The 23,381-nt window shown below is 60.2% G+C and carries 19 protein-coding genes and 5 pseudogenes; 11 read left to right on the top strand and 13 right to left on the bottom strand.

Annotated elements, in window-relative coordinates; genetic code table 11:
- Positions 1-139 (bottom strand): Ku protein (locus CT676_RS40580; protein ID WP_343287574.1); only part of this gene is annotated, 139 nt, incomplete at its 3' end.
- A gap of 532 nt (positions 140-671) precedes the next feature.
- Between CT676_RS40580 and CT676_RS40570 the strand changes: the two genes are divergently transcribed.
- The 3 genes and pseudogenes from CT676_RS40570 to otnC all read left to right on the top strand — a co-directional run.
- Positions 672-1,121, top strand: coding sequence for a hypothetical protein (locus CT676_RS40570; RefSeq protein ID WP_135217018.1), 450 nt, complete (start codon positions 672-674; stop codon positions 1,119-1,121).
- Positions 1,122-1,123: 2 nt separating this feature from the next.
- The gene (locus CT676_RS40565) at positions 1,124-1,846 is read left to right on the top strand and encodes an SOS response-associated peptidase family protein (RefSeq protein WP_135217015.1); all 723 of its coding nucleotides are present in this window, start codon (positions 1,124-1,126) and stop codon (positions 1,844-1,846) included.
- A 30-nt stretch (positions 1,847-1,876) separates the two neighbouring features.
- Positions 1,877-2,437: pseudogene (otnC, locus tag CT676_RS40560) on the top strand (3-oxo-tetronate 4-phosphate decarboxylase); the annotation flags it as partial.
- Positions 2,438-2,625: 188 nt separating this feature from the next.
- Here otnC and CT676_RS45725 read toward each other — a convergent pair.
- A complete protein-coding gene (locus tag CT676_RS45725) occupies positions 2,626-2,865 on the bottom strand; it encodes a hypothetical protein (RefSeq protein WP_244623470.1) in 240 nt (79 codons plus the stop codon).
- 7 nt (positions 2,866-2,872) lie between these two features.
- Positions 2,873-2,979: pseudogene (locus tag CT676_RS45720) on the bottom strand (hypothetical protein); the annotation flags it as partial.
- Between the two features lie 835 nt (positions 2,980-3,814).
- Between CT676_RS45720 and CT676_RS40550 the strand changes: the two are divergent.
- Together CT676_RS40550 and CT676_RS40545 are read left to right on the top strand one after the other, a co-directional pair.
- Positions 3,815-4,690, top strand: coding sequence for a toprim domain-containing protein (locus tag CT676_RS40550; protein WP_244623468.1), 876 nt, complete (start codon positions 3,815-3,817; stop codon positions 4,688-4,690).
- A complete protein-coding gene (locus CT676_RS40545; RefSeq protein ID WP_244623466.1) occupies positions 4,687-5,988 on the top strand; it encodes a virulence-associated E family protein in 1,302 nt (433 codons plus the stop codon). Before CT676_RS40550 ends, CT676_RS40545 begins: the two co-directional genes overlap by 4 nt.
- A gap of 397 nt (positions 5,989-6,385) precedes the next feature.
- Here CT676_RS40545 and CT676_RS40540 read toward each other — a convergent pair whose 3' ends face one another.
- Complete coding sequence (locus tag CT676_RS40540; RefSeq protein ID WP_135217013.1) at positions 6,386-6,583, bottom strand: hypothetical protein; 198 nt, start codon at positions 6,581-6,583, stop codon at positions 6,386-6,388.
- A gap of 684 nt (positions 6,584-7,267) precedes the next feature.
- Here CT676_RS40540 and CT676_RS40530 point away from each other — a divergent pair.
- The 3 genes and pseudogenes from CT676_RS40530 to CT676_RS40520 form a co-directional block, all read left to right on the top strand.
- Entirely contained in the window at positions 7,268-8,632 is a 1,365-nt protein-coding gene (locus CT676_RS40530; protein ID WP_135217011.1) for a trehalose-6-phosphate synthase, read from the top strand.
- Positions 8,633-8,929: 297 nt separating this feature from the next.
- Positions 8,930-9,460, top strand: coding sequence for a DUF1003 domain-containing protein (locus CT676_RS40525; protein ID WP_135217010.1), 531 nt, complete (start codon positions 8,930-8,932; stop codon positions 9,458-9,460).
- A 585-nt stretch (positions 9,461-10,045) separates the two neighbouring features.
- Positions 10,046-10,216, top strand: a pseudogene (locus CT676_RS40520) (SOS response-associated peptidase); the annotation flags it as partial.
- A 112-nt stretch (positions 10,217-10,328) separates the two neighbouring features.
- Here the strand turns inward: CT676_RS40520 and CT676_RS40515 are convergent.
- Genes CT676_RS40515 through CT676_RS40490 form a run of 6 tightly spaced genes read right to left on the bottom strand, consistent with a single transcriptional unit; the run spans position 10,329 to position 16,525 of the window.
- Positions 10,329-11,333, bottom strand: a complete 1,005-nt coding sequence (locus CT676_RS40515; protein ID WP_135217009.1) for a 4-hydroxythreonine-4-phosphate dehydrogenase PdxA — start codon at positions 11,331-11,333, stop codon at positions 10,329-10,331.
- Positions 11,330-12,868 (bottom strand): tripartite tricarboxylate transporter permease, encoded by a 1,539-nt coding sequence (locus tag CT676_RS40510; protein WP_135217008.1) that lies wholly within the window; start codon positions 12,866-12,868, stop codon positions 11,330-11,332. The genes CT676_RS40515 and CT676_RS40510 overlap by 4 nt, the downstream gene beginning before the upstream one ends.
- A 10-nt stretch (positions 12,869-12,878) precedes the next feature.
- Positions 12,879-13,361 carry a tripartite tricarboxylate transporter TctB family protein gene (locus CT676_RS40505; protein WP_135217007.1) on the bottom strand — a complete coding sequence of 161 codons (483 nt, stop codon included), beginning with the start codon at positions 13,359-13,361 and terminating at the stop codon, positions 12,879-12,881.
- 57 nt (positions 13,362-13,418) lie between these two features.
- Entirely contained in the window at positions 13,419-14,411 is a 993-nt protein-coding gene (locus tag CT676_RS40500; RefSeq protein WP_135217006.1) for a tripartite tricarboxylate transporter substrate-binding protein, read from the bottom strand.
- A 50-nt stretch (positions 14,412-14,461) separates the two neighbouring features.
- Entirely contained in the window at positions 14,462-15,721 is a 1,260-nt protein-coding gene (locus CT676_RS40495) for a CoA transferase (RefSeq protein WP_135217005.1), read from the bottom strand.
- 9 nt (positions 15,722-15,730) lie between these two features.
- A complete protein-coding gene (locus tag CT676_RS40490; RefSeq protein WP_135217004.1) occupies positions 15,731-16,525 on the bottom strand; it encodes an enoyl-CoA hydratase/isomerase family protein in 795 nt (264 codons plus the stop codon).
- Positions 16,526-16,643: 118 nt separating this feature from the next.
- Here CT676_RS40490 and CT676_RS40485 point away from each other — a divergent pair, with 118 nt between their 5' ends.
- Both CT676_RS40485 and CT676_RS45715 read left to right on the top strand, forming a co-directional pair.
- Positions 16,644-17,309, top strand: a complete 666-nt coding sequence (locus tag CT676_RS40485; RefSeq protein ID WP_193560937.1) for a GntR family transcriptional regulator — start codon at positions 16,644-16,646, stop codon at positions 17,307-17,309.
- Positions 17,310-17,628: 319 nt separating this feature from the next.
- Positions 17,629-17,946: pseudogene (locus CT676_RS45715) on the top strand (aldehyde dehydrogenase family protein); the annotation flags it as partial.
- A gap of 1,321 nt (positions 17,947-19,267) precedes the next feature.
- On the opposite strand, the gene CT676_RS40475 reads toward CT676_RS45715, so the two are convergent.
- From CT676_RS40475 to CT676_RS40465, 3 genes and pseudogenes are all read right to left on the bottom strand, one after another.
- The gene (locus CT676_RS40475) at positions 19,268-19,537 is read right to left on the bottom strand and encodes a DUF2312 domain-containing protein (protein WP_063982741.1); all 270 of its coding nucleotides are present in this window, start codon (positions 19,535-19,537) and stop codon (positions 19,268-19,270) included.
- 278 nt (positions 19,538-19,815) lie between these two features.
- Positions 19,816-19,965: pseudogene (locus CT676_RS40470) on the bottom strand (transcriptional regulator); the annotation flags it as partial.
- A 132-nt stretch (positions 19,966-20,097) separates the two neighbouring features.
- Positions 20,098-20,382 carry a hypothetical protein gene (locus tag CT676_RS40465; RefSeq protein ID WP_135217002.1) on the bottom strand — a complete coding sequence of 95 codons (285 nt, stop codon included), beginning with the start codon at positions 20,380-20,382 and terminating at the stop codon, positions 20,098-20,100.
- Between the two features lie 1,002 nt (positions 20,383-21,384).
- Here CT676_RS40465 and CT676_RS40460 point away from each other — a divergent pair.
- On the top strand, positions 21,385-21,762 hold the full coding sequence (locus CT676_RS40460; RefSeq protein ID WP_135217001.1) for a GrlR family regulatory protein: 378 nt from the start codon (positions 21,385-21,387) through the stop codon (positions 21,760-21,762).
- The last annotated feature ends 1,619 nt before the right edge of the window (positions 21,763-23,381 follow it).

Raw genomic sequence — 23,381 nt, 5'->3', positions numbered from 1 at the left:
ACTTGATCCGGTGACCGGTCGCTCGATTGAGCTGATTGAACGAGATTTTCTCGGATTCCGATGTCGCCGGGTAGAGAGCCACCGGACAGGTGACGAGCGACAGACGCAAGAAGCCTTTCCAGTTGGCGCGCGGGGCCATGGTACGCAGAACTCCAGTTTGGGCGGCTTGGATTCAAGACGAACGGCAAGGCATGGTTCCGACAGCATAGACGACCCTCGGAGAGGATATTTTTGACGCCGGGTCTCGACCCCAATGTTCATGTTATGTTCTATGTGGGCATAATGGACCGACCCGCGAGCTGGCGCATGACCGACACCTAAGCAGACACGCGCCGCAGAAGCCCGGATTGGCCCCCGACGCGGATTTACCGGCGGAATACTGGCAGGCGCTCCTGGAGGATCCGCGTGCCGAGGCTCGGCCGCCACCGGCCGGAGCGTCGCTCCACCTGAGGAAGACCAACATATTCTGAGAGTCGGATGCCGCCGCTGTGCGAGAATCGTCGAGATTCAGAAGGTTGACGCCGTCCGCCTCTATGGTCCGGACGCACTTTGGAAAGATGTCGGTCATCGGTTGCTGGACAATACCTGCACCCAACGAACCGGTCGTCATGAAGAAGACGGCTGCTGGCCTGCGTTTGAATAGTCGCTGGCGTCCGGAGCTGGATGCTACCATGGCACCGAAGCATCACCCAACGCCCCTGAGCGGCGGCGACCGCAAAGCGCTCGCCAAGGAGCTCGGCCGGGCACGTGCGATGACTACGATTCTGGCGGCTCAAGCCGCCGAGACCCGAGCGAAGGGCGAGGCCCTGATCAGGCAGGCCGACAAACTACTCTGCGAGTCTTGGAACGAGCGCATGTGGGCCGACGGCGGCCCGATTGATCCGTCGCCGGCGCTCGACCAGGCAGTTAACGGCGGCTACCCATGGCTTGAGATCGAGTGCGCCCGCTGCAAGTCGAAGCGCGACGTCGATCTGGCCACGCTGCGGCACCCGCCGACCACGCTCATCCACGACCTAGCGAGTCGGCTCCGATGCAGCAAATGCGCCAAGGCTAATCGCCGCCCGGCGGCCACGCTGCTACAATTGGCGCAGCGCCCTCGCCAGGCCGCTGCGGAGACCTGACGATGTGTAACCTCTGCTCGATCACCACCAACCAGGCCGCCATCAGCGCGCTGTTCCGCGTGGTCAATCGTTATGTCGGCAACCTCGCGCCGATGCCTGGCGTGTTTCCAGACTACAAGGCGCCGATCGTCCGCGCCGGCGCCGACTGCCGCGAGCTTACGACTGCCCGATGGGGCATGCCGTCTTCATCCAAGGCGCTCATGGACGCAACGAAGAAGCGTGCCGAGAAACTACAAGCCAAGGGCAAGGAGGTCGACTTCAAGGAATTGCTCCGGATGGAGCCCGACGGCGGGACGACCAACATCCGCAACGTGAAGAGCAAACACTGGACGCGCTGGTTGGGTCCGGAGCACCGGTGCGTGGTGCCGTTCAACAGCTTCAGCGAGTTCAACAAGGCCGAGGGCGGCGACATCTGGTTCGCGCTCGACGAGACCCGCCCGCTGGCTTGCTTCGCCGGCATCTGGACCAATTGGACGTCGGTCAGGAAGGTCAAGGAAGGCGAGACCACCAATGACCTCTATGCGTTCCTGACGACAGAGGCGAATGCGAAGGTTTTCGCCATCCACCCAAAGGCGATGCCCGTAATCCTGACAACGCCCGAAGAGGTCGAGATCTGGATGACCGCACCGGCGGATGAAGCGCTCGAACTGCAGAGGCCGTTGCCGGACGGTGCGCTTAGGATCGTCGCCCGCGGCGTGAAGGAAGACCCAGTGCCGGCTGAGTAGCCTGGGCAACCAAGGTTAGCTTCCGGCGACGAAGCTAACATGCTCATTAGCGTCGCAGTCTCGGACGGCATACTTATCACGCCAACGAATTCCTGCCTCGGACTTCTCGACCCCGCCAGGATCGCCAAACTGGATTCAAGAGGCAATCATGTTTCCGGCGACAAACCCTCAAAGGAAGTGTTTCTACACACGGCATTCTACGAGACGCGCGCCCGAACAGGAGCTGTTGTACACCTGCATTCGCCATTCGCTACAGCGATATCGTGCCAATCTGCGATCGATCCGGACGACTGCATTAAACCGATTACACCATACGTCGTTATGCGCGTCGGCCGTGTGAAACGCTTGCCCTATGTAAAGCCCGGAGATCCCGCCATGGGCACCATGATACATGCGTTGAAAGGAGCAGTGAGTGCGGTTCTGCTCGCAAACCATGGTCCCGTTGTAGCTGGTCCGGATCTACGAAGCGCCGTATTCGCCGCGGAGGAGCTGGAGGAAACTGCGAAGCTGATGCACATCTTAAAGAACGTGCCGCACAACGTTCTAGACGAGGCTCAGATAGAGGACCTGCGCAAGACGTTCTCGCATTGAACCAGACCATCAAACTGTCATCGCCGTTTCCTGGCGAAATCATGTGATTTCGGGTTCGGCGCTTTTGGCTGTTCATCAGACGTGGCTGGCGCGCCTGGCCCGCCAAAGGGATATTTTAGCGCGATGGCTTCCCCGTAGGCCGAATACCGGGCTTACAGAAATCGAAGTCGAGACCGCGCTCAGCTGCGCTAAAGTCCGCTGCCTCGCCCTCCGACCCCAGCGATCAGTCGACACGCCAACAATTCAAGTCGCGAAGCGCCCTGTCCACCCAAGACGCATCGTGAGCCCGCCTTTATGTTCTCAATCTGCTTTTGCTCAGCCTGATACTTGGCCGTGGCGCCCTTCAGCACCTCGTCGACATCGTCAAACGAGACCCCAAGAAGGCCGTCGTCGTCGCCGACAATGAGATCCCCCGGCTCAATTGCCATGCCGTCAATCGCTACCGAGACATTGATCTCGCCAGGACCATTCTTGTAAGGCCGCGATGGGTAACGCCCGCCGCGTACACGGGAAACGTCTGCCCCCACGGATGAAGCCGGCATCCCGAATCGCTTCGTCGATAACGATGCCTACAAGGCAGTTCTTGATCATCCGCGTGAGCATCATCTCGCCGGTGACCGCGGACCGAGCCAGCGGGTGAGGCACTGGAGTTGCAGCGCCCGATGCCGGACGGCCCACTACGGGTCTCGCCCGCAACATAAAGGAAGATTCCGCCGGATCGGCGACGTAGAGGACGGCGACATGTGATCGCGCCACCGCGCTGGAGCTTCTTGCCCCCTCGCTTGATGCAAAGATCGGGGAATTCCCTCGACGGCCTGGCGAGTGACTGAAAGGTCGGGGCGCGTAACGTTTCTCGTCGGCGAAGACTATGTCAGTCGGTCAGGAACGTATGGTCTCTGTTATCCGTGTTCTGGGCGCGCGGCCTAGAAACGCCGAAGCCACGAGTCCGGGCTCCCTTCTCCGTCCACCACCGTGCCGCTTCTAGGTTTTCCACAGCCATTCGCACGGCCCGGCAAACGCGCTTAGAGGCGCGACGGGAGCCAACGTGGGTTTGCTGACGATTTTTGGTGGCGAACGGTCAGCCGCGGCTCCATGCGTCCGTTCGGCGCCTTATCCCGCTTGTCCCCGCCTATGTCCCAGCATGGTGATCGCCCGACTAAAGGACCATCGTCGTCCATGAAAAAATGAAGTGCAGCATTCCAAGTTTTCGGGCGAGCCTGAATCGAAGTCACAAATCACGCCCTCAGAATAGCAAGCACGTCGTTTGGATCAGATGAATAAAGACCCGGGTATCAGTGCAGCAAGGGGGCGCGCCTCGTTGATCGACTTGGTTAACGCCGCCACCTGGAAGTTGTCTTGCCACCCGATCGTGGAGACATGATGCTCGACGTGCATCAAATTGCGGCTGCTCTTGGGGGACAGGTGACGGGGACCGACACGGTCAACGTTCCTGGACCGGGCCACAGTCCTGCAGATCGCTCGCTTTCCATCAAGGTCGCGCCGGATGCGCCGGAGGGCTTTGTCGTACACAGCCATGCAAATGACGACCCCATGTTGTGCCGCGACTACGTTCGCCAGCGGCTCGGGCTTCCTGATTGGCGCTCCGCAAGCGCGCGTAACTGGCAACAGGCAGCTAAATCTCAGGTGCCAGATCAGGCTAAGTTGAAGAGCCTCGCTCTAAAGATTTGGGATGAGAGCACCAACCCGATCGGTACCGCTGTCGAACACTATCTCAGCGATCATCGCGGCCTTGCCCTCCCGCCGGAATTGGCCGGCAACTCCATCCGTTTTCACCCGAAGCTGTACTTCGACCACCACACGCATTTGCCCGCCATGGTTTGCCTTTGGCGTTCGATCGACACGGCCGAGCCCTGTGGCATTCTTCGTACCTGGCTCGATCCTAAGGACAACAAGAAGGTCAGCCGGAAGAACCTCGGTCGAGCCAGCGGCGCGGCAATCCAATTCGATAAGGCAACGAGCTGTCTTACGATCGGAGAAGGCGTCGAGTCCGTGTTGTCCGCGCGTGCCGCTGGCTATTCGCCTGCATGGGCACTCGGCTCCAGTGGATCGGTTAAGTCGTTTCCCGTGCTCAAGTCATTGAGCGAACTCGTCATCCTTGAAGAAAACGATCAGACGAGTCCGCCAGACGTCGCGATCTGCTCGAACCGCTTTCTCGAAGCCGGTCTCGCGGTCACCATTATCGCTTCGAAGGTTGGAAAGGACTTCAACGACGCATGGAGGGCGGCGCAATGACCGTCAAAAACCTGTTGTCGGTGCGAAAAATGGAGCCGTCGTCCCGGCCGTCGCGAAACGCGACTTCCTGGCTTAGCAAGTGCATCGTCGACGAGAAGGGTCGCATCATTCCCAATGTTGCGAACGTCGCCCTTGTGATGCGCAACGCGCCTGAACTCGTTGGTCTCTTGAGATACGACGAAATGATGCAGGCTACGTACGTCTGCAGGCCCATCCCGATTTACGATGGACCGATGTCCAATGATCCTCATTGGAAGCGCCACCCCCTTTCCGATGTCGATTTGACGGCTATTCAGGAATGGCTCCAGTTTTCGGGGATGCGCCGTGTTGGAAGAGATACGGTGTATGACGCCGCCCAGCGTGTCGCCAGGAAACTCGCCTTTCACCCGGTGCGGGACTACCTGAATCAGTTGATTTGGGATGGCCGTGATCGCCTATCGTCCTGGCTGTCCTATTACTGCGGGGCAGAACAATCGGACTATGCCGCGCAAGTTGGCCGTCTGTTCATGATTTCCATGGTCGCTAGAATTTTCCAGCCTGGCTGCAAATCCGACTACATGCTGATTTTGGAAGGACAGCAAGGTATCAGCAAGTCGACCGTATGCAAGATTCTGGGCGGCGAATGGTTTTCCGATTGTTTGCCCGATGTCGCCAACGGCGGCAAGGATCTCCTCATGCATTTGAGTGGCAAATGGCTGATCGAGATCGGCGAGCTCAGCGCAATGAGCAAGGCGGATTCAAACAAGCTCAAGGAATTTATCACCCGCGAGAGCGAGGTTTATCGTCGGCCGTACGACCGTCTTGAAACCGAGCAAAAGCGGCAGTGCGTCTTCATCGGCACCACGAACAAGTCAACCTATTTGAGAGATGAAACCGGCGCTCGTCGCTTCTGGCCCGTGACCACGACGTCAATCGATACCGATGCTCTCAAGGCTGATCGTGATCAACTCTTTGCGCAGGCCACGGCAGAATACCATCGCGATAAAAAATGGTGGCCTGACAGCGACTTTGAGAGAGAGCGTATTGCGCCTCGCCAGGAAGCTCGGTACGACGCCGACGTATGGGAAGATTTGATCGTCTCTCACTGCAAGACCATTGGCAAAGCCATGATCTGGGAGATCGCGCGAGACGCGCTTCGATTAGATGTCGCGAAGATCACTCGAGCGGACCAGAACAGGATTGCCGCGATTCTTGAGCGCATTGGCTGGGTTCGCCTCAGCAAGGACTCGAAAGGTAACCGCTACTGGGCACCAGACAGCACCGCCGCCCTGAAGAGAAGCGGGCCGGACAGCTACTAGCTACTGCATTCTCGCAGCACACAATTTCAAGCCTCGGGGATCCCCCGAGGCCTTTTTCGCTTTGGACCGGTGTTCTTGTTACGACCGAGACGTATTGCTCAATTGGATGGAGTGCGCCTGCCCACTCAAAGTGGAAGTAAGAGTCCATGAAAAAGAAAAGGGCCTACGGCGCACCACGGCCAACACGGCGGACTTCTCTATTGATCTGTAGTACGCGTCTTCGCTAATCATATGGGAATGTCCGCCGTAGTCCGCCGTGCGCCGTGGCGCTTCAATCGCACGCAGGCACTGACCCAAAACGGGACACCCCCAGTCACTTCTTTTTTCATGGAAGGTTATAGCGAGTGTCGCTGTGACGGAGCGGTGGAAAACCCCCTTTACCCAGCCAAAACGTAATTTACGCAGGCTCCTCGCCGACCATCGCGAGCAGCGACGCCTGAGCCTCGGTATAGGCCTTGTCGCCGGGATGTCGCGGCCTGGCCGGCGGCGGGTTGAACGTGACGCCGGGCAGCGGCAGGGGGTTGCGGCCGTTCAGGTATAGCTCGATCAGGGCCTCGTGGAGCCCGTAGTCGCACATGTCGGCATTAAGCGCCATTCGCTCGATCGCGGGGCGATCCGAAGCGCCAATCCTTCCAGTACCGAGAATGCCGCGGCCGCGGAACTCGGTAGTTCGCCCATCGGTTAGTGCAACGGTTTGTTCGCGCGGCGTACAGACTCAAGGTTCACCATGGATGTGATCGTTACACCCGCAGAGGGAGGCACGGTTTGGCAGCTGACGGACCTGCTCGGCCGCTCGATGGGGCGCATCACGGCAAGCGCTCCCCGTCAATTCATGATCTATCCGGGGGGGGGCCACGCCTCGGAAACTATGGCCGGCATACAGCGGGGGCCGCACGCCTCGCTCGACGCCGCACTGGCTGAGATCGAAAGGCACACCCGGGGCGTCTGCCGACGCAATCCTGGCGAAGATCAGCTTTAGACAGCGCCCAACAATCCAGCTCGTCGCTAGAGTATCTACCGCGAGAGGATTTATGTATTTTACAAGTAACACCCTGATCTTGCAGCTCAATGTCCATGCGTCGCGACCGACCTCAAGCGCCCAGATTGCCTGATGACGGGACCATCGGTTCCGGTAGAAGGACTTGTGGATTTTCGCGAGAGGACCGAGGCGAATGTGGGCTCCGGCGATGTCACCGCTCGATCATTTGCGGTGCCGTGTTCGCCGAGATCTTTTGGCGGCTGGGCTTGACGCAACCCTGACAGTGCGGAGGGAACCCGCTTGAGCCGCTTGGTCATCGTCTCCAACCGTGTCGCCTTGCCGGGGGAAGCTGCGCAGCGCAGCGGCGGGCTTGTGACCGGCCTCGTCGACGCTCTGCATCAGGCTGGAGGCTTATGGTTCGGGTGGAGTGGCAAGCTTGGAGAAACAACACCAGAGCCGAACGTTTTTGAGACCGAGGGAGTGACGTACGCTACCGTCGATCTTACCCGCGCGGACCATGACGGCTACTACAGCGGCTTCTCCAACGCGGCACTGTGGCCCTTATTCCACTATCGCCTTGACCTCATGAACTTTACCCGCCGGGACTTGGCCGCCTATCGACGGGTGAACGCCCTGCTCGCCGACGCCCTCGCGCCCCTGCTCAGGCCGAGTGACCTCGTCTGGGTGCATGACTACCATCTGATCCCGATGGCCGAGGAACTTCGCCGCGCCGGGGCCACACAACGGATCGGGTTCTTCTTGCATACGCCGTTTCCGGCGTTGGGGGTGCTGGCGACCCTTCCTCACTACAGCGACCTGCTGAAATCACTGTGCGCTTACGATCTCGTCGGCTTCCAGACGGTGGAGGATTTGACCGCCTTCCATGACGCCATCCTTCGCCGCGCAGGCGGCAAGGTTTCGTCCGATGGCCACGTTCACGCCTTCGATCGGGATCTACGCGCCGGCGCCTTCCCGATTGGTATCGATACTGAAGCCATCGCCGACATGGCCGGTCGCGCTGTGAAATCCCGAACGGCACGCCGGCTGCAGGAGAGTCTCCGGGGGCGCAAGCTCATCATTGGGGTTGACCGGCTCGATTACAGTAAGGGACTCGAGCACCGGTTCAAAGCGTTCGCCGCCTTTCTCGACGGCTATCCCGCGTACCGCAACCACGTCCGCTTCCTGCAGATCGCCACCGCAACGCGCAGCGACGTTCCTGAATACCGTGCGCTGCGGCAGAGGCTCGGTGCGCTGGCAGGCGACGTGGCCGGTCGCTTCGCGGAACTCGATTGGGCACCGATCCAGTATTTGAACAGGAGCTTTTCGCAGCGCTCGCTCGCTGGCTTCTTTCGGCTCAGTCGCGTCGCTCTTGTCACTCCGTTGCGCGACGGAATGAACCTGGTTGCCAAGGAGTATGTCGCTGCACAGGACCCCGATGATCCCGGCGTGCTCATTCTCTCACCCTTCGCCGGCGCGGCCTATGAACTCGACGCTGCCGTGATCGCCAACCCGTATGACCCCGACGCCGTCGCCGAAGCATTGCAGACAGCGCTGGGGATGCCACTTGGGGAGCGATGCGAGCGTTGGCGGACCATGATGGCGGTACTACGCCGCAATAGCATTGCGGCGTGGCGCGAGAGTTTTCTTGGCGCTCTTAGCCGCTAACTTGGGATGTCGTCCGGAACGTAGCATCGGTGCAGCAAGTCGCGATAATCTCGTTCGTCAACGAGGTTGCCCCAGTCCGCCGATAAGGTGTTACTTCGAAATCATCTCCCCGGCGGAAATGATCCACGAGTGACGGGACCACTTGCATCCGCTTCATCGTCGCGCTGAACCAGATAGACCAAAGGCAAGTCGCCCACAGTTCTCCGCTTTCGCGTCAACGCAGTACACTTCTTCTGCTTCCCATCCCAAAGCGGTCCGTACCGGATCGTCATACCCTCTTAACTGTGGATGCAACGAATGACCAACGAGCAAGGCCACAAAGTGCACCTAAGTCCCGAAGATCAGGAGCGGTTGCGAGAACTTCGGGCACAAAAGCCAGCCCGCAACGTACCCAAGCTCGCACTGACGCCGGGCGCGATGCTTGCCGACCGGGTTGCTGAAACAGTTGGTTCTTGGCGCTTCATCATCATCCAAAGCGTCCTACTTGGCATTTGGATCATTCTGAACATGATAGCGTTCATCAACCATTGGGACCCTTATCCCTTCATCTTGCTGAACTTGGTTCTTTCTTTCCAAGCAGCCTACGCAGCGCCCATCATCATGATGAGCCAGAACCGTCAATCCGAGATTGACCGCAGGCACGCAGAACACGACTACCGAATAAATGTGAAGGCTGAACTCGAGATCGAATTGCTGCACAACAAGATTGACGCCTTGCGTGAGCAAGAAATCTTGCAGCTACTCAACATCATTCAGCGTTTGTCCGCGCACCTTGCGCCCGAGCTTGTCGCGGCTATCGAGGCCGAAGCGGTGTCGGGAAAGACCTAGGCGGTGACGACCTTGTCTGTCATGGACCAGAAGGGAAGCGGGAAGCACTGATGTTTATCGGGCACGAGATTTTCATTCCCGCTCTATCGTCGAGGTGTCAGTTAGAGGGCACTTGTAGCGCTGACACCTTCGAGGCGACGCCAAGTTCGACCGGATCCGTTAGTCAAGGCACAGGCTGCTCGCGATGTTCCTGAAGCAGTTCTTCAAGTCGTTTTTCGCACCACGTGAACACCGTCGCCTCGGCCAAGGCAACGGCCTCAGTGCGGGGGCATCTGAGGCCGCTAAGCCTTCCGCCGGGCATTGGGGCAAAATGTCGACCGGTCAGTGGGCTTGGTTCTCGAAGATAAGATCTCCGATTGCGGAGGACCAAGAAGTCCCAAGATCAATCGTTCCGGCCGTTTGAGAATATTGCCTGTCCTAACTTGGGCAATATTCGAAAGGCTCAGGACGTGCCCCTCCGCCCTCGGGGCTCACCGCCGGCACTGACTTGCCATTTGGCGGAAGCGATGACTTCGGTGCGTCGCCGTCTTTGGGTAGCGCTCGGACAAGCAATCCGCTCGAGCGACCCCAACGACGAGGTCAAAAAAGGTACATCCGAAAGCGATGCCGGCAATCCTCACTACTATCGAGGAGTATGAAATCTGGATGCGCGCGCCCTGGGAGGAGGCCAAGGCGCTGCAGCGACCGTTGCCGGACGGCGCACTGAAGATCGTCGCGACAGGAGAAAAGGAAGACCCCGCCGGATCGGCGACGTGACCGAAGAACGACGTAGCAGGCTGGGCCCCAAATATGCGTCGCTCAAGGCCGCCGACGCTCGGCCCGTTCGATAGGACGCGGGCGCGCTACGTCTGATCAATGCTGCCCTAGGTCAGGCGGAGCGACGGCCAGTCATTTCCACAGCGAGCAGCAGCGCTGCGCGGCTCGCGCTGATGGACGCAATGCCCTGCCCGGCAATATCATAGGCGGTGCCGTGTGCAGGCGTGCAGATCGGGAACGGGAAGCCGCCGAGCAGGGTCACGCCGCGATCGAACCCCATCAGCTTCATCGCGATCTGACCCTGGTCGTGGTACATCGTCAGCACCGCATCGAAGGTGCCGGCCTTGGCGCGCAGGAACACGGTGTCGGCAGGAAACGGACCCTCCACGGCGATGCCCTCGCGCTGGCCGGCTTCGACCGCGGGCGCAATGATGTCGATCTCCTCGCGGCCAAAATTACCGCCGTCGCCGGCATGCGGGTTGAGCCCTGCGACCGCGATGCGCGGACGCGCGAAGCCGGCGTTGCGCATACAGTTGTCGGTCAGCGTGAGCGCGCGGTGGATGCGCCCGCTGGACAGCTTTGCAGCGACGTCCTTGAGCGGAATGTGCGAGGTGACGCGGGCATTCCAGAGCTCGCCCAGCACGTTGAATTCGCTGGCCGGGGTCTTCAGCCCCGCGACTTCCGCCGAAAACGCGATCTCGTCGTCATAATCGGCGCGAGCATACCGCATCGCCTGCTTGTTGAACGGGGTGAAGCAGACGGCATCGACGCGGCCGTCGCGGCCGAGCTCGAGCGCGTGCCGATAGTTCGTCAGGGCGAATTTTCCGCCCGCAGGGGTCGCGGTCTTCGGTTCGACCTCCTTGGGATTGAGATGGCCGAGATCGACGAACAGCGCATCGCCCTGCGCCGCGCGAAGGTCGGCGCCCTGCACCGCCATCCGGAACTGCGGCTTGACGCCGGCGACGCGCGCGCCTTCGTCGAAGATGCGCCGACCGCCGATCACGACCAGCCGGGCCCGATCGCGGATCTCGTCGAGCGCCACAAGCTTTGCCGTCAGCTCGGGGCTGATGCCGGCGGGGTCTCCCATGGCGAGGGCAACGAGCGGCTTTGCGGTCATATGGTCACCTTTTCCTGGCTTGGCGTCTTGGCGGCGGGCGATGCGGGCTTGCGCCAGAGCCGTGCGATCTGCAGCACGAGCGGAAGCAGCAGCAGGGCGATCCCGGCGAGCACGAGGCTCGTCACCAGCTTGTTGGCAAAGAATATCCCGAGCGATCCCTTGGACATCAGCATCGACTGCCGGAACGCGTCCTCGGCCTTGTCGCCGATGACGATCGCCAGCACGAGTGGCGCCAGCGGATAGAATAGCTTCTTGAAGAGATAGCCGACGACGCCGAAGCCGAGCATCATGACCACGTCGAGATAGGAGTTCGACACTGAATAGGCGCCGACGACGCAGATGATCACGATCAGGGGCGCGATGATTACGAAGGGAATCCGCATCAGCGCGGCGAAAACCGGCACGGTGAGCAGCACCAGCGCGACGGCGACGATATTGCCGACATACATCGAAGCGATCAGGCCCCACACAAAGTCCTTCTGGTCGACGAACAGCATCGGCCCGGGATTGAGGCCCCAGATCATCAATCCGCCCATCATCACGGCCGCGGTGGCCGAGCCGGGAATGCCGAGCGAGAGCATCGGCAGCAGTGCGCTGGTGCCGGCAGCATGATCTGCCGTCTCCGGCGAGATGATGCCTTCGACCTCGCCCGTGCCGAAGTGTCGGCCGCGCCGCGAGAAACGGCGGGCGATGCCATAACTCATGAAGGACGCCGCGGTCGGGCCGCCCGGCGTGATCCCCATCCAGCAGCCGATTGCCGCGCTGCGCAGCAACGCAACGCTGTGCCGCGGCAGGCGCCCGACCGCGCGAAACACCTCGCGCCAATCGATCTTCGATGAGACGGCGCGGGCATGAAACTCCTCTTCGACGGCGACCAGGAGCTCGCCGATGCCGAACAGGCCCATGACTGCGACGACGAAATTCACGCCCTTCACCAGCTCGTCGACGCCCATGGTGAGGCGCACGCTGCCTGAGACGGTGTCGATGCCGATGGCGGCGATTGCAAATCCGATCGCCAGCGCCACGACGGTCTTGATCGGTGCCGCGCCGCCCATGCCGACGAAACTCGCAAAGGCAAGGAAATACACCGCGAAATATTCCGGCGGCCCGAAAGCGAGCGCGACCTGCGCCACCCACGATGCGAGAAATGTGATCAGGATGACGCCGACCAGCGCGCCGAATGCGGCCGAGCCAAAGGCGGTGGCAAGCGCCGTGGTCGGCCGGCCGTCGCGCGCCATCGGGTAGCCGTCGAAGGTGGTTGCGACCGACGACGGCTCACCGGGGATGTTGAACAGGATCGAGGTCACGGAGCCGCCGAACAGCGCCCCCCAATACATGCTGGAGAGCAGAATGATCGCCGACACCGGCTGCATGCCAAAGGTCAGCGGCAGCAAAAGCGACACGCCGTTCGGTGCGCCAAGGCCCGGCAACACGCCGACGAGGATGCCAAGCAGCACGCCGATCACCATCAGAACCAGATGCGGCATGGTGATTGCGATGGTGAAGCCGTGCAGGAGTTCGTGGAGGTTGTCCATCGTTCCTCCCTCAGAACCCGAATGCGGCGGCGAGCGCACCGTGCGGCAGCGACACCTGGAACATGCGCTCGAACACCACGTAGAGTCCAAACGAGGTCGCGACTGCCATCATCGACGAGCGAAACAGGGATTGATGCTTCGGCAGCGCGAGCACCGCGAAGACATAGACGGCCGAAGCCAGATAGATCCCGGCCAGCGGTATCGCCGCAACGAAAGCCGCTGCCGGCACAAACAAGCCTGCGAGCCGGCGCAGCTCGAGCGGCGTGATGGCGACCGGGACACTCGCGAGCGTGACACCCGGCAGGGCGCAGCGCGCCAGATTGTAGAGGCTCCCGAGCAAGATGATGACGCCGGTCAGGAACGGGAAGGTGCCGGAATCCACCCCCGTACTCGACCAGCCGATGCCGTTGTCGAGACTGGAGACGACGACCGCGACACCAAAGCTGCCGGTGAGGAATGCGGTCGATAGTTCGAGAGCGCGGCGCGATATCATCAGCGGCTCCAGCCGGGCGCGGGATAATGGGACATTATTGCCTGGCGGCTCGCCGTCTCACTTGATTAGCCAGCCCTGCTCGCCTGCAACCTGCTTGAGGTGTTCGAGATCCTCCTTGATGAACTTGTCGAAGGCATCACCGATCAGGAACGTGTCCACCTGAGACGTCTTCTCGATGTAGTCCTTCCATTCCGGCGTCGCCTGCACCTTCTTCATGAGGTCGATGTAGAACGCAGCCTGGTCCGGCGTGACCTTGCCGGGCAGCCAGACCGTCCGCGGCTGCTCATATTGCTTGATGTCGAGGCCCTGCTCGACGCAGGTCGGCACATCGCTCCAGCCTTCGGTCGCGGTGACCTTGGCGCCCTGAGGCAGCCGCTTCGGGCTGAAAACACAAAGCGGGCGCTGCGTGCCGCCGCGCCATTGCCCGACGCTCTCGCTGGGATTGTTGACGTGAGAGTCGAGGTGTCCGCCGGCAAGCTGCACGGCGGTTTCGGCACCACTCTTGAAGGGGATGTAGGTCAGCTTCACATGACCGGCCTTCTCGATCATGCGGGTGAGAACTTCATCCGTGTCCTTTGACTGCGCCCCACCCATCTTGAAGTCACCCGTTGCGGCGGCCTTCAGATAGTCGCCTGCGGTCTTGTAGGGCGAGTCCTGCTTGACCCAGAGCAGGAATTCGTCCTGCGCCATGGCGGCGATCGGGGTCAGATCGGTGTAGTTGAAGGCGACCTTGGAGACGAGCGGCTGCTGCCAGGCATTCGACGTTCCGAAGATCACCTTGTAGGGATCGCCGGCCGACGCCTTGCCGTAGACATAGCCTTCCGCACCGCTGCCGCCGGCCTTGTTGACGACGACGATCGGCTGATCCGTCAGCTTGTACTTGGTGATGATGTTCTGCACCGCACGGGCGATATTGTCGGTGCCGCCGCCCGGCCCGGCCGTGGCCACGAACTCGATCGGCTTTTGCGGTTGCCATGCCGCGAGCGCCGGCACGGTGCCGGCAAGTACGGCTGCAGCCGCGGACAGCAGAAGCTTTGACGTCCCACCCATGATCTCCTCCAGCTTTTTATGTTTTGCTTTATTTGCCTATCGACGTCCGGTCAGGCGACGCGTTCCTCGCGTCTTCCTGGGGCCAGAACGATTGCGCCTTCTTTTGCCAGCGCTTCGATCTGCTTCTGGTCGAACCCGTACTCGGCCAGCACCTCGCTTGTATGCTCACCATAGACCGGCGCGCCCGTGCGCACTTTGCCTGGGGTCTCCGAAAACTTGACGGGAAGCCCGATCGTCTTGACGGGACCGAGCGTCGAGTGCTCGACCTCGACGACCATCTCGCGTGCCAGCGTCTGTGGATCGCTGAGAGCTTCCAGCATGTCGTGCACGGGTCCGCACGGCACGCCGTTCTCGTCCAGCGCCGCCAGCCAATGCGCCCGCGACTTGGTGCGGAAACGCTCGCTCAGGACCGCTTCGAGCTCCTCCAGGTTCGCCATGCGGTCGGCACCGTTGACGAAGCGCGGATCGGCGGCCAGTTCGCTTGCGCCAAGCGCTTCCAGCATCAAGAGCCAGTGCTTCTTGTTGGCGCCGCCCACAACGAGCCAGCCATCCGAGGCCTCGAACGCCTGGTACGGCGCGTTGAGCGGATGGGCCGAGCCCATGGCGCGCGGCGCGGTGCCCGCGGCCAGCGCGATCGTGGACTGCCAGTAAGTTTGCACCAGCGCGGCCTCGTAGAGCGAGGTCTCGACCCACTGCCCTTCGCCGGTCTTGAGGCGGTGCGTGTAGGCGGCCAGAATGCCCATGCTCGCGAGCAGGCCTGCGGTGATGTCGGAAAGCGGCGGACCGCATTTGACGGGCGGGCCGTCGGGGCGTTCGCCGGTAAAGCTCATGATGCCGCTCATGGCCTGCGCGACGAGGTCGAAACCGCGGCGGTGCTTGTAGGGACCGGTGCGGCCAAAACCCGAGAGCGAGCAGTAGATCAGCGTTGGATGCTGCTTGTGTAGCGCCTCATAGCCGAAGCCGAGGCGCTCCATGGCGCCCGGCGCAAAATTCTCGACCAACACGTCGGCGCCTGCGATGAGCCGCCGCAGCACCTGTTTGCCGCCTTCGGTCTTGAGGTCCAGCACGATGCCGCGCTTGTTGCGGTTCATCATCAGGAAGGAGGCCGCCTCATCGCCGATCTTCGGCGGCACCGAATGGCGGGTATCGTCGCCGTTCGGCGATTTCTCGATCTTGATGACGTCGGCGCCCATGTCGGCGAGCATCAGGGTGCAGGTCGGCCCGGCCATGACATGGGTGAGATCGACGACCTTGAGGCCGGCCAGCGGTCCCGAACGACGTGAGGTGGATTGCGATCGATCGCTTTGCATCGGGGCGTCCTATCGACCGCGCCATTGCGGCGCGCGCTTGTTGAGGAAAGCATCGAGCCCTTCGCGAAAATCCTGGCTCGTGTAGCACATGAGAATGAGGTCTTCGCCCTCGTCGCGCGTCAGCCGCTTTTGCAGGCGTGCGACCGCCTGCTTGGTTGCGGTCAGTGTCAGCGGCGCGTGACCGGCCAGCAGCCGGGCGACCTCGTCGGCGCGCTTGTCGAGCGCGGCGATGTCATCGACGACCTCGCCGAGCAGCCCGACGCTGGCGGCCTCCGTGGCATCGACGAGACGCGCGGTGAAAATCAGATCCTTGACGCGCGCCGCGCCAATCAATGCGGTGAGACGGCTGACATTGGACATCGACAGGCAATTGCCAAGCGTCCGGGCGATCGGAAATCCGATCTTGGCGCTTTTGGTACCGATGCGCAGGTCGCAGGCTGCGGCAATGCCCGCCCCGCCACCAGTGCAAAACCCGTTGATCGCGGCGATGGTCGGCACGCGGCACTGCTCGAGCGTGGAGAGCACGCGATCGATCCGGTTCTCGTAATCGATCGCGTCCTGCGGCGTCTTGAATTCGCGGAACTGGTTGATGTCGGTGCCCGAGGCAAAGGCCTTGTCGCCTGCACCGCGCAGCACTAGCACCTTGATCGAGTGATCGGTGTTGGCCTCTTCGCAGATCGCGGCGAGCCGCTCGTACATGGCGAAGGTGAAGGCATTCCGCGCCTGCGGGCGGTTGAAGCTGATCCGCCCGATGCCGTCCTGGCGTTCAAAAAGAAGGTCTTCCGTCTCCGCGGCTTGGTCCATTTCCTCGTATCCTCGTTGTTTTTTGTATTTTTGAATGCAAAAATTTAGATTTTCAAGCTATAACTTCAACTCCTTCGCAGCTTAGTTCGCTTTTGCATGCAAAATAGAGATGGATCCCATGCTTCATGAGGAGGTCGTCGGTCGCATCCGCGCCATCCTGCTCGACGGGGAAATCCCGCCGGGCGCGCGGATTCCCGAGCGCGAGCTGTGCGAACGGCTCCAGATCTCGCGCACGCCGCTGCGCGAAGCGCTCAAGGTCCTCGCCGCCGAAGGGCTGGTGCAACTCCTGCCCCATCGTGGCTCGCGCGCGGCAAGGCTGACCGACAAGGACATGCGCGACCTATTCGAGGTCTGTCAGGGCCTCGAAGCGCTCGCCGGCGAGCTCGCCTGCGAGCGCGTCACCGATAACGAGATCGCGGAGATCGCCGCGGCGCACGCTGCGATGGTGCAGGATTATCGCGAGGGCGATTTGATCCAGTATTATCGCGGCAACCGCGCCATCCACGAAGCGATTGTCACTGCGGCCGGCAATCCCGTGCTCACGGTGCTCTACGCCTCAGTGACCGCACGCATCCGCCGCGCCCGATACGTCACGCCGATGACGCCGCTGCGCTGGGCGTTCGCCGTCAGCGAGCACGAAGCCATCCTGAACGCGCTGCAGCGCCGCGACGGCGTCGGCCTCTCCCACATCCTGCGCACGCATCTGCGCCACAAGCGCGAAGAGGTTCTGGAAGCAGGGTTCGTCGAAACGGACGGCAATGATGTCATCCGCGAAATCGCGTAAGGTATCCCATCGACATGGTTGGGTTTCTTTTGCCCGCCGAAGCGTCACTCGCGATCTGGCATTAGAGTCGCAATTCCCGACCCGGCATCGAAGGCAGCCTTTGCCAGCAGCGGCAGAAGCACCCATGCCTGACGAAGCTCGTTATTCGAGGCGGAACGGGAGCGCTTCGCGCACCCAGGTTGGACTTTCTGCATCCCAAAAAACGTGGGGTTGCTTGCAAGTTTCATGAGCAAGGCGTCCTGGCCCTGGCCAAGTTGTATCGCGCCATGCGCTGAACCGCGATATCGGGCTTTCGATAGCGAGCACAGCCTTCACGAAAGGATCGAAGCTGGTCGACGAAGAGCAGTTTGGCCCCGTGCTCCCGCTGATCAAATATTCCGATAAGAACGACGCGATCCGCCGCGCCAATGCCACGACCTACGGTCTCGGCGCCTCGGTCTGGTCGTCCGACATCAACGGCCGCTCTCGCCTGCTACGACTTGAACACCTTCGTGGTGTCTGGATCGACGAATTCCCGATCTTTCTCGACGAGTGTCGACGCGCTTTGCCTCAGAAAACGTTAGCTAACGAGCTCCGCCAAGCGATCGAGATCCAGTCGAGATGGTTGAACTTGAGCGCTACCCGCATCGAGCCGTGAACGAGCTTCAAGTGTCCAATCGTATTCGACACCGTAGAGCTCTCAAACTTCGTCACGGGCCTCAATTTGGTCTTACCTGGACCGCTTGGCCCCCACCAGAACCGGACAGCTGATCGAGACCGTGCGGTTCAAAGCATCGATTGTCTGCTGCAACCTCATGATCATGGCGCGTTCGGCCTCGATCGTCTGCCTGGTGCTATCGACCGCCGGCGGGCCGATGTCACCAGTCGACATTTCGCCGGAATCAAGCAGGCGGATTCGGTCGTTAGCGAGATCAATCAGATTCTGAAGCTGTTCGGTCCAATGAGTGGGCATGCTGAAACTATTGCGAGGTAAGTGTGATTCAAAGTGTGAGGACGATTCCCTAATCAAATATTGCGTCACTGACCCGGAAATTTCCCGGGTTGACGTCCGCCGGATCGGGGTGCCAGTCAACCCGATCACTCCGAAAGCAAATGGCTGCCGATCGCTCGGCCGCCCACCGGAAGAAGATATCCTGTGGTGCTGAAATCGCCAGCCCCGGTGCGCTCGGCAATCTAGCGTGAAGGTGCGCCGCGCGCGATTCCGGTTATCTACTGTGCGCCGAAAGTCGCATGAACCGTTGCTCACCCGGAAATTTCCCAGGTTGACGGGTGACCGACCAACCGCCATCGCTCGGACAATGCAGACGATCTGGTCTTACTGGGCTCACGACGGCCACTTCTACGTCGTTTACCTCTGCCCTCGCTCGCCGGAGTCGACGTGCGTGTGGATGGTCGCATAAGCTCGGGCCGGCCGGCGCCAAGATCGTGGCGCTATGGCCTCCCCGATCGCGGGTTGATGGTCGACGCGCGCTGTTGGCGAGGTCGCATGAGGCGAGACGCACAAACCGCAGTCCGTTCCCATGCGAAGGCCGCCGGCCTGTCGCGATCGGGCCTCGTCCTTCACGCCTTGGCAGGCCTGTGCGGAATATTGACGATGTCCGGCGCCGCTTGAGTGCTTTCCTGGAACAAGGCTTACGTCGACAAGCGCGGCTCCGGAGTCAAAGGCATTGGCCACAATGCCGCTGCCGCAAGATAAATAGCGGGAAGCCGCTTCGCTCCCCCTCGGAGGATTGCTGCATTTGCCGCCACGTCACTTCTTCAGCGCTTTCACTTAGCGTGTCCGCGGCATTTTGCAAACACCGTTGACGCCGCTTCGTGTTTTGAGGCGCACTTCTTGCCGTTCTTCAGCGCCTTTGCGGTGGTGCCTTCCGCGGTCTGCTCCCATGATTGGACGGCACAGGGTTGCCGCATCGCATGGAGAATTCCATGCGATGCGATCCCTGAATCCTTGCAGGGCCTCACGCCGCCTTCGCAGCCTTGTCTGCTGGGGCGGTATCCATGGCGCGCATGTAGAGATCGAGCAGTGACTCGCGCTCGTCGCGCTCGTCCTGGTCCTGCTTGCGCAGCTTGATGATCTCCTTGAGGATCTTGACGTCGAAGCCCTCGCCTTTGGCTTCCGAAAAGACTTCCTTCTTCTGCTCGTTCAACTCCTGCAGCTCGGTGTCCAAGTTCTCGATCCGCTCGACGAAGGAACGAATTTTTCCGCCGGGAATGGTGATGTCTGACATGGTGCCTCCTTGCTGAATGAGGCCGTGAAAATGAGAGCAAAGAGATAACCAATCCCTTAACCTGGGCCCGTTTGAAGCAGCTAGTCAGGGTATTGATCAGGACGCTCGGGAACCTATCGCGCGCCCTCCTCGCGGTAGCCTGCCAACTCCGCCCGGTTCGGTGTTCTACCGAGCCCCGGACCGGATCTAGGTCAGGCCTTTGCCAACAATTCGCGAGACCTCTGCCTCATCGCCTCGTTTTCAAGATAGACGGTCCCGTTTGCTATGCTTCGGCTCGTGATGCGAACGTTGGCCTGAGTCACTGCTTCGGCAGTGAAGCGGTGAATTGTCCCGTTCTCCAGCCCAAACATATCACCCGCGAGATGGAACGAGTTGATTTGTCGGCGGCCGTCGGAGAGCATCTTGTAGGTCCGGATTGCACCGGAGACCGGATTGGGTGCAGCGGTCATAGAGGTCACTCTCAGTTACAAGCGCGCGAAGCCGAAAATTTTAAGCTAAGACGATTCCGGCGCGCCTTGTTGATGCAAATCAAGCTCGCCAAACAGGAGAACTGGTTGCAGCTAGGCTCGCTTTTGGCGCAGATTGTCCGTCAAGATATAGATGCTGATCAGGGCGACCCAGGCGGGCAATATCGCAAAACTCCAGCTGATGTAGTAGCTGCCGATCAGAAGCGTCGCAGCGAGCAAGTACCCAATAAAGGCGATCCAGCGCGGCGCGAGGCCGGTGTAGATCACAACGGTTGACATGGAGATCATGAAGACCGCCGCCATCTTGATCGCATACACATTCATGACGACCAGGTGCGCTACGCGCGCGATCCATGCGTGCCACACCTCCGACTTCATGGGGTCTTCCGAACTTCGCACGGAACGGACGGCGTGCAGCGCCTTGGGGCATGCCTCGCAGCCAGGGAAATCAAACGCGCTTGCATCAGGTGGCCTTCATGTCGTTTTCGGCGGGCGCAACTCGCTGTTGGTCCAAGCTTGAAAGTCCGGAACCTGCATTGGATCGATGTCGTCGCACCTGATACACCGAAACTTGCGACCGCCTGTCTTGACGATCACGAAGTGCATCGGCTTACCGCATTTCGGACAGATCGGGCTGGGAGAGTTTTTGGGCATGGCTACTCACGCTGAAAAGGCGCGAGTCTTCTGCTCACAGTCATCGGATAGCTGCCGAAGATAGGCCGATGATGGAACACGCTAGTTAACTATTGTGACAGCTGCATCAAGAAAGAACGGGACTACGTATTGTTAGTAGCCACTCTTTCTGGGGCATTCACAACGCAATCCCCTGTTAGCCCAGTGGCGTGAGGCGGACACAAGGCGTTCGCGTGCCAAAGCTGAATGCCATCATCGCGATGACCGGTCAGCTTTGTTGCCTGTTCGATAGCTTGAGCATCCGTGTCGCAAACAATGACCTCAGGCGGACCCATGATGTGTCCGACTTCGCTGATCCGGAACGCACGGTAGACTTGCGAGATCATATCTTTCGGGCCGCCTCAACCCGAGCGGCTCGCTTCGCTTCCTCGTCCGCCAATAGTCGCGTCGCTGTAGTGCGCCTGTCTGTAGATCGAGCGCGACGGCTGCGCCCCGCGCCAAACGAGAGCCCCGGGGGGAAGGGACTTTCCACGCCGGCCGTCTGCATACGTGAAAATAAAATAGCGGTGGGCTGGGCGTCTCTAAAGGGCCTTATTCTGATTGACATGAATCAATCGAGTGGAGCTACCGCAGTGTTCTTATTTGCTGCCTCTGCGAGCCTCGTTGTCGCATACGCGATTTGGCTGAAGCGAGAGACCGTTTTGCGAATATGCCGATCCGGATCAGAATGCTCGGGAGCAGCGCGCAATGAAAAATGGGCTTTATTCAGTCAGCCTGAAAGGGTTCGATAGCGAGGATTGGCCGCCAGGCGGCGTCGTTGTTCTTCTGGATGGGGTGATGTTGGGAGGCGGCCCGTATACGTACTACACCGGCTCGTGCTCTTTCAAAGACGGTATATTTAAGGGCGAACTTGTTCTCAATCAGCACAATTTTCCTCCACCCAGTCACGTGTTTTTCAACGCAAAGAATGTGGGCATCGGTGTCTCGGGCACCTACGAGGACAATCAGGCCGAACTGACTGGCATCGCGCTGGTCGGGAAAAGAAGCCTCACGCTTCAAGTGACCTTACTGAGACTGGCGGAGCTTAACCTCATCGAGCGCAAAGGCTACGGGTATGCCGCATAACCTGTGCGGCGTAGGCGACGCTTGAGGACTGAGGGTCAGAAGGCGAAGAAATCAGCATGAGCAAATCTCGTCCGCTACGCCCCACTAAGCTGACCTCAGTGAGGGGTGTCGCCACTTCGCTGATGGGCCATGTGTGGACTCTGTGGCACTGGCAATTTGGTTGGCGTTAAGGCTTGTTAGTGCAACTGACACGTGTCTTCGTATTTGGGCCCCCTATGAAGCGTACGAAACAGACCTTGGCTTTGGTTGGCTCGACCCTATCGATAACCGTCATCGCGGCAGCAACGTGCTCCTTGTTTTGGCATAAAAGCCTGACGGCGTTTCTTTCCTTTGTAGTTATCGTCCCGGTCTTTCTTATCCTCGCGCTAGGCCTTCTGAAACAAGCGCGCGCCCGATGAACAGGGCTTGGTATGTCTGCTCGGGGTCAGAAGCAGCGGTCAAGGCAAGTGCGGCTCGACGTCCGGTCGACCGTCGACAGCCGACATTGGACCTGCACTGGATGCGATTGTGAAATGGTTCACAGATCGGAAAAAAAATTCGGGGAACGTTCCTTCGAACGTTTCTTGTTTCTGTCATCTAAGTGCGCAAGAATTGAAGGGCCAGGATTTAAAGCCCGGCCAAGGGGAATTTCGGCGTTGGTGGAAAATATTCTGCTCCAGCGACGGGCACCTCACCCGTGAAGCAAAAAGGAATGAGATAGTAGCCGTCAAAGGAAGACGATGATGATCGACGACCACTTGGCGCGTGCACACCGCAACAACATTCAACGCTATCGCCACTTATTGCAGACTAGCCTGACAGAGGTTGAGCGCCAGTTTGTCGAAAGGCACTTGAGTGAAGAGCAATCGTAGCTCGAACCTCGTCTCGTTCTCAAATGAAGCGCACCACGATCCTTTCAGAGGACCGGACAGCCGCTTGGCTCAATTCGTTCAAGCGGTGGTGGGACCGGCGCTGCCGTTGGCAAACTTCTCCGCATCGGAGCGGCAACCAGCGAGAAGATGAGCTCGCTTAGTCTTAGTCTCTACACTGGCCCGACGTGCGAACTCAGACGTTGGAGTTCATGCAAGCCAACTTCGGCAAAGACGGCGCGTACTTTTCCGCCATCGGACGTATCCGATCATGTCGTTGGCGGCTTTCGCAAAGACGAACTGCGCGTCTGGCACGAAGCTTAGGATCTAAGTCCAAGGGCGCCCGGTATGGGCACCAAGCGCCCTTGCACCCATCATCGGCCGATCCAAGGTGTGAGTTCTAAGGGATCGCTGGACGAGCCGACGAACGCTGGATTACCCGCGCGAATCACTAGCATTCACCTGTGTTGCAACCGAGGCGATGAGTGCCCGACGGGCCCCGCCATTTACGTCAATTGTCTTGACCAAGCTCAAGAAAGCAACGGATCGGACGATCCCGATTGCACCAACGGTCAATTGCATGCTCTCAGCGATCGATGAAGATTGAGACAGTTTCGCGTGCTGGACGACCGCTATGAAGGTGCGAGAGCTTGTGGAGACCCTGCAAAGATTGTAAGCGCTGTTCAGCGGCCACCTACCGGATGACGGGGTGATCTGCGAGTCTGCGGTTTGTTCGGACCGTTAGGCTTAGAATGGACACAGTGCATAGTG

Origin of the sequence: Bradyrhizobium sp. MOS001 (assembly GCF_004634465.1) — a bacterium.
Taxonomy (GTDB): Bacteria; Pseudomonadota; Alphaproteobacteria; order Rhizobiales; family Xanthobacteraceae; genus Bradyrhizobium; species Bradyrhizobium barranii.
The sequence above is the reverse complement of the archived record's forward strand: the minus strand, read 5'-3'. Positions and strand labels throughout refer to the sequence as shown.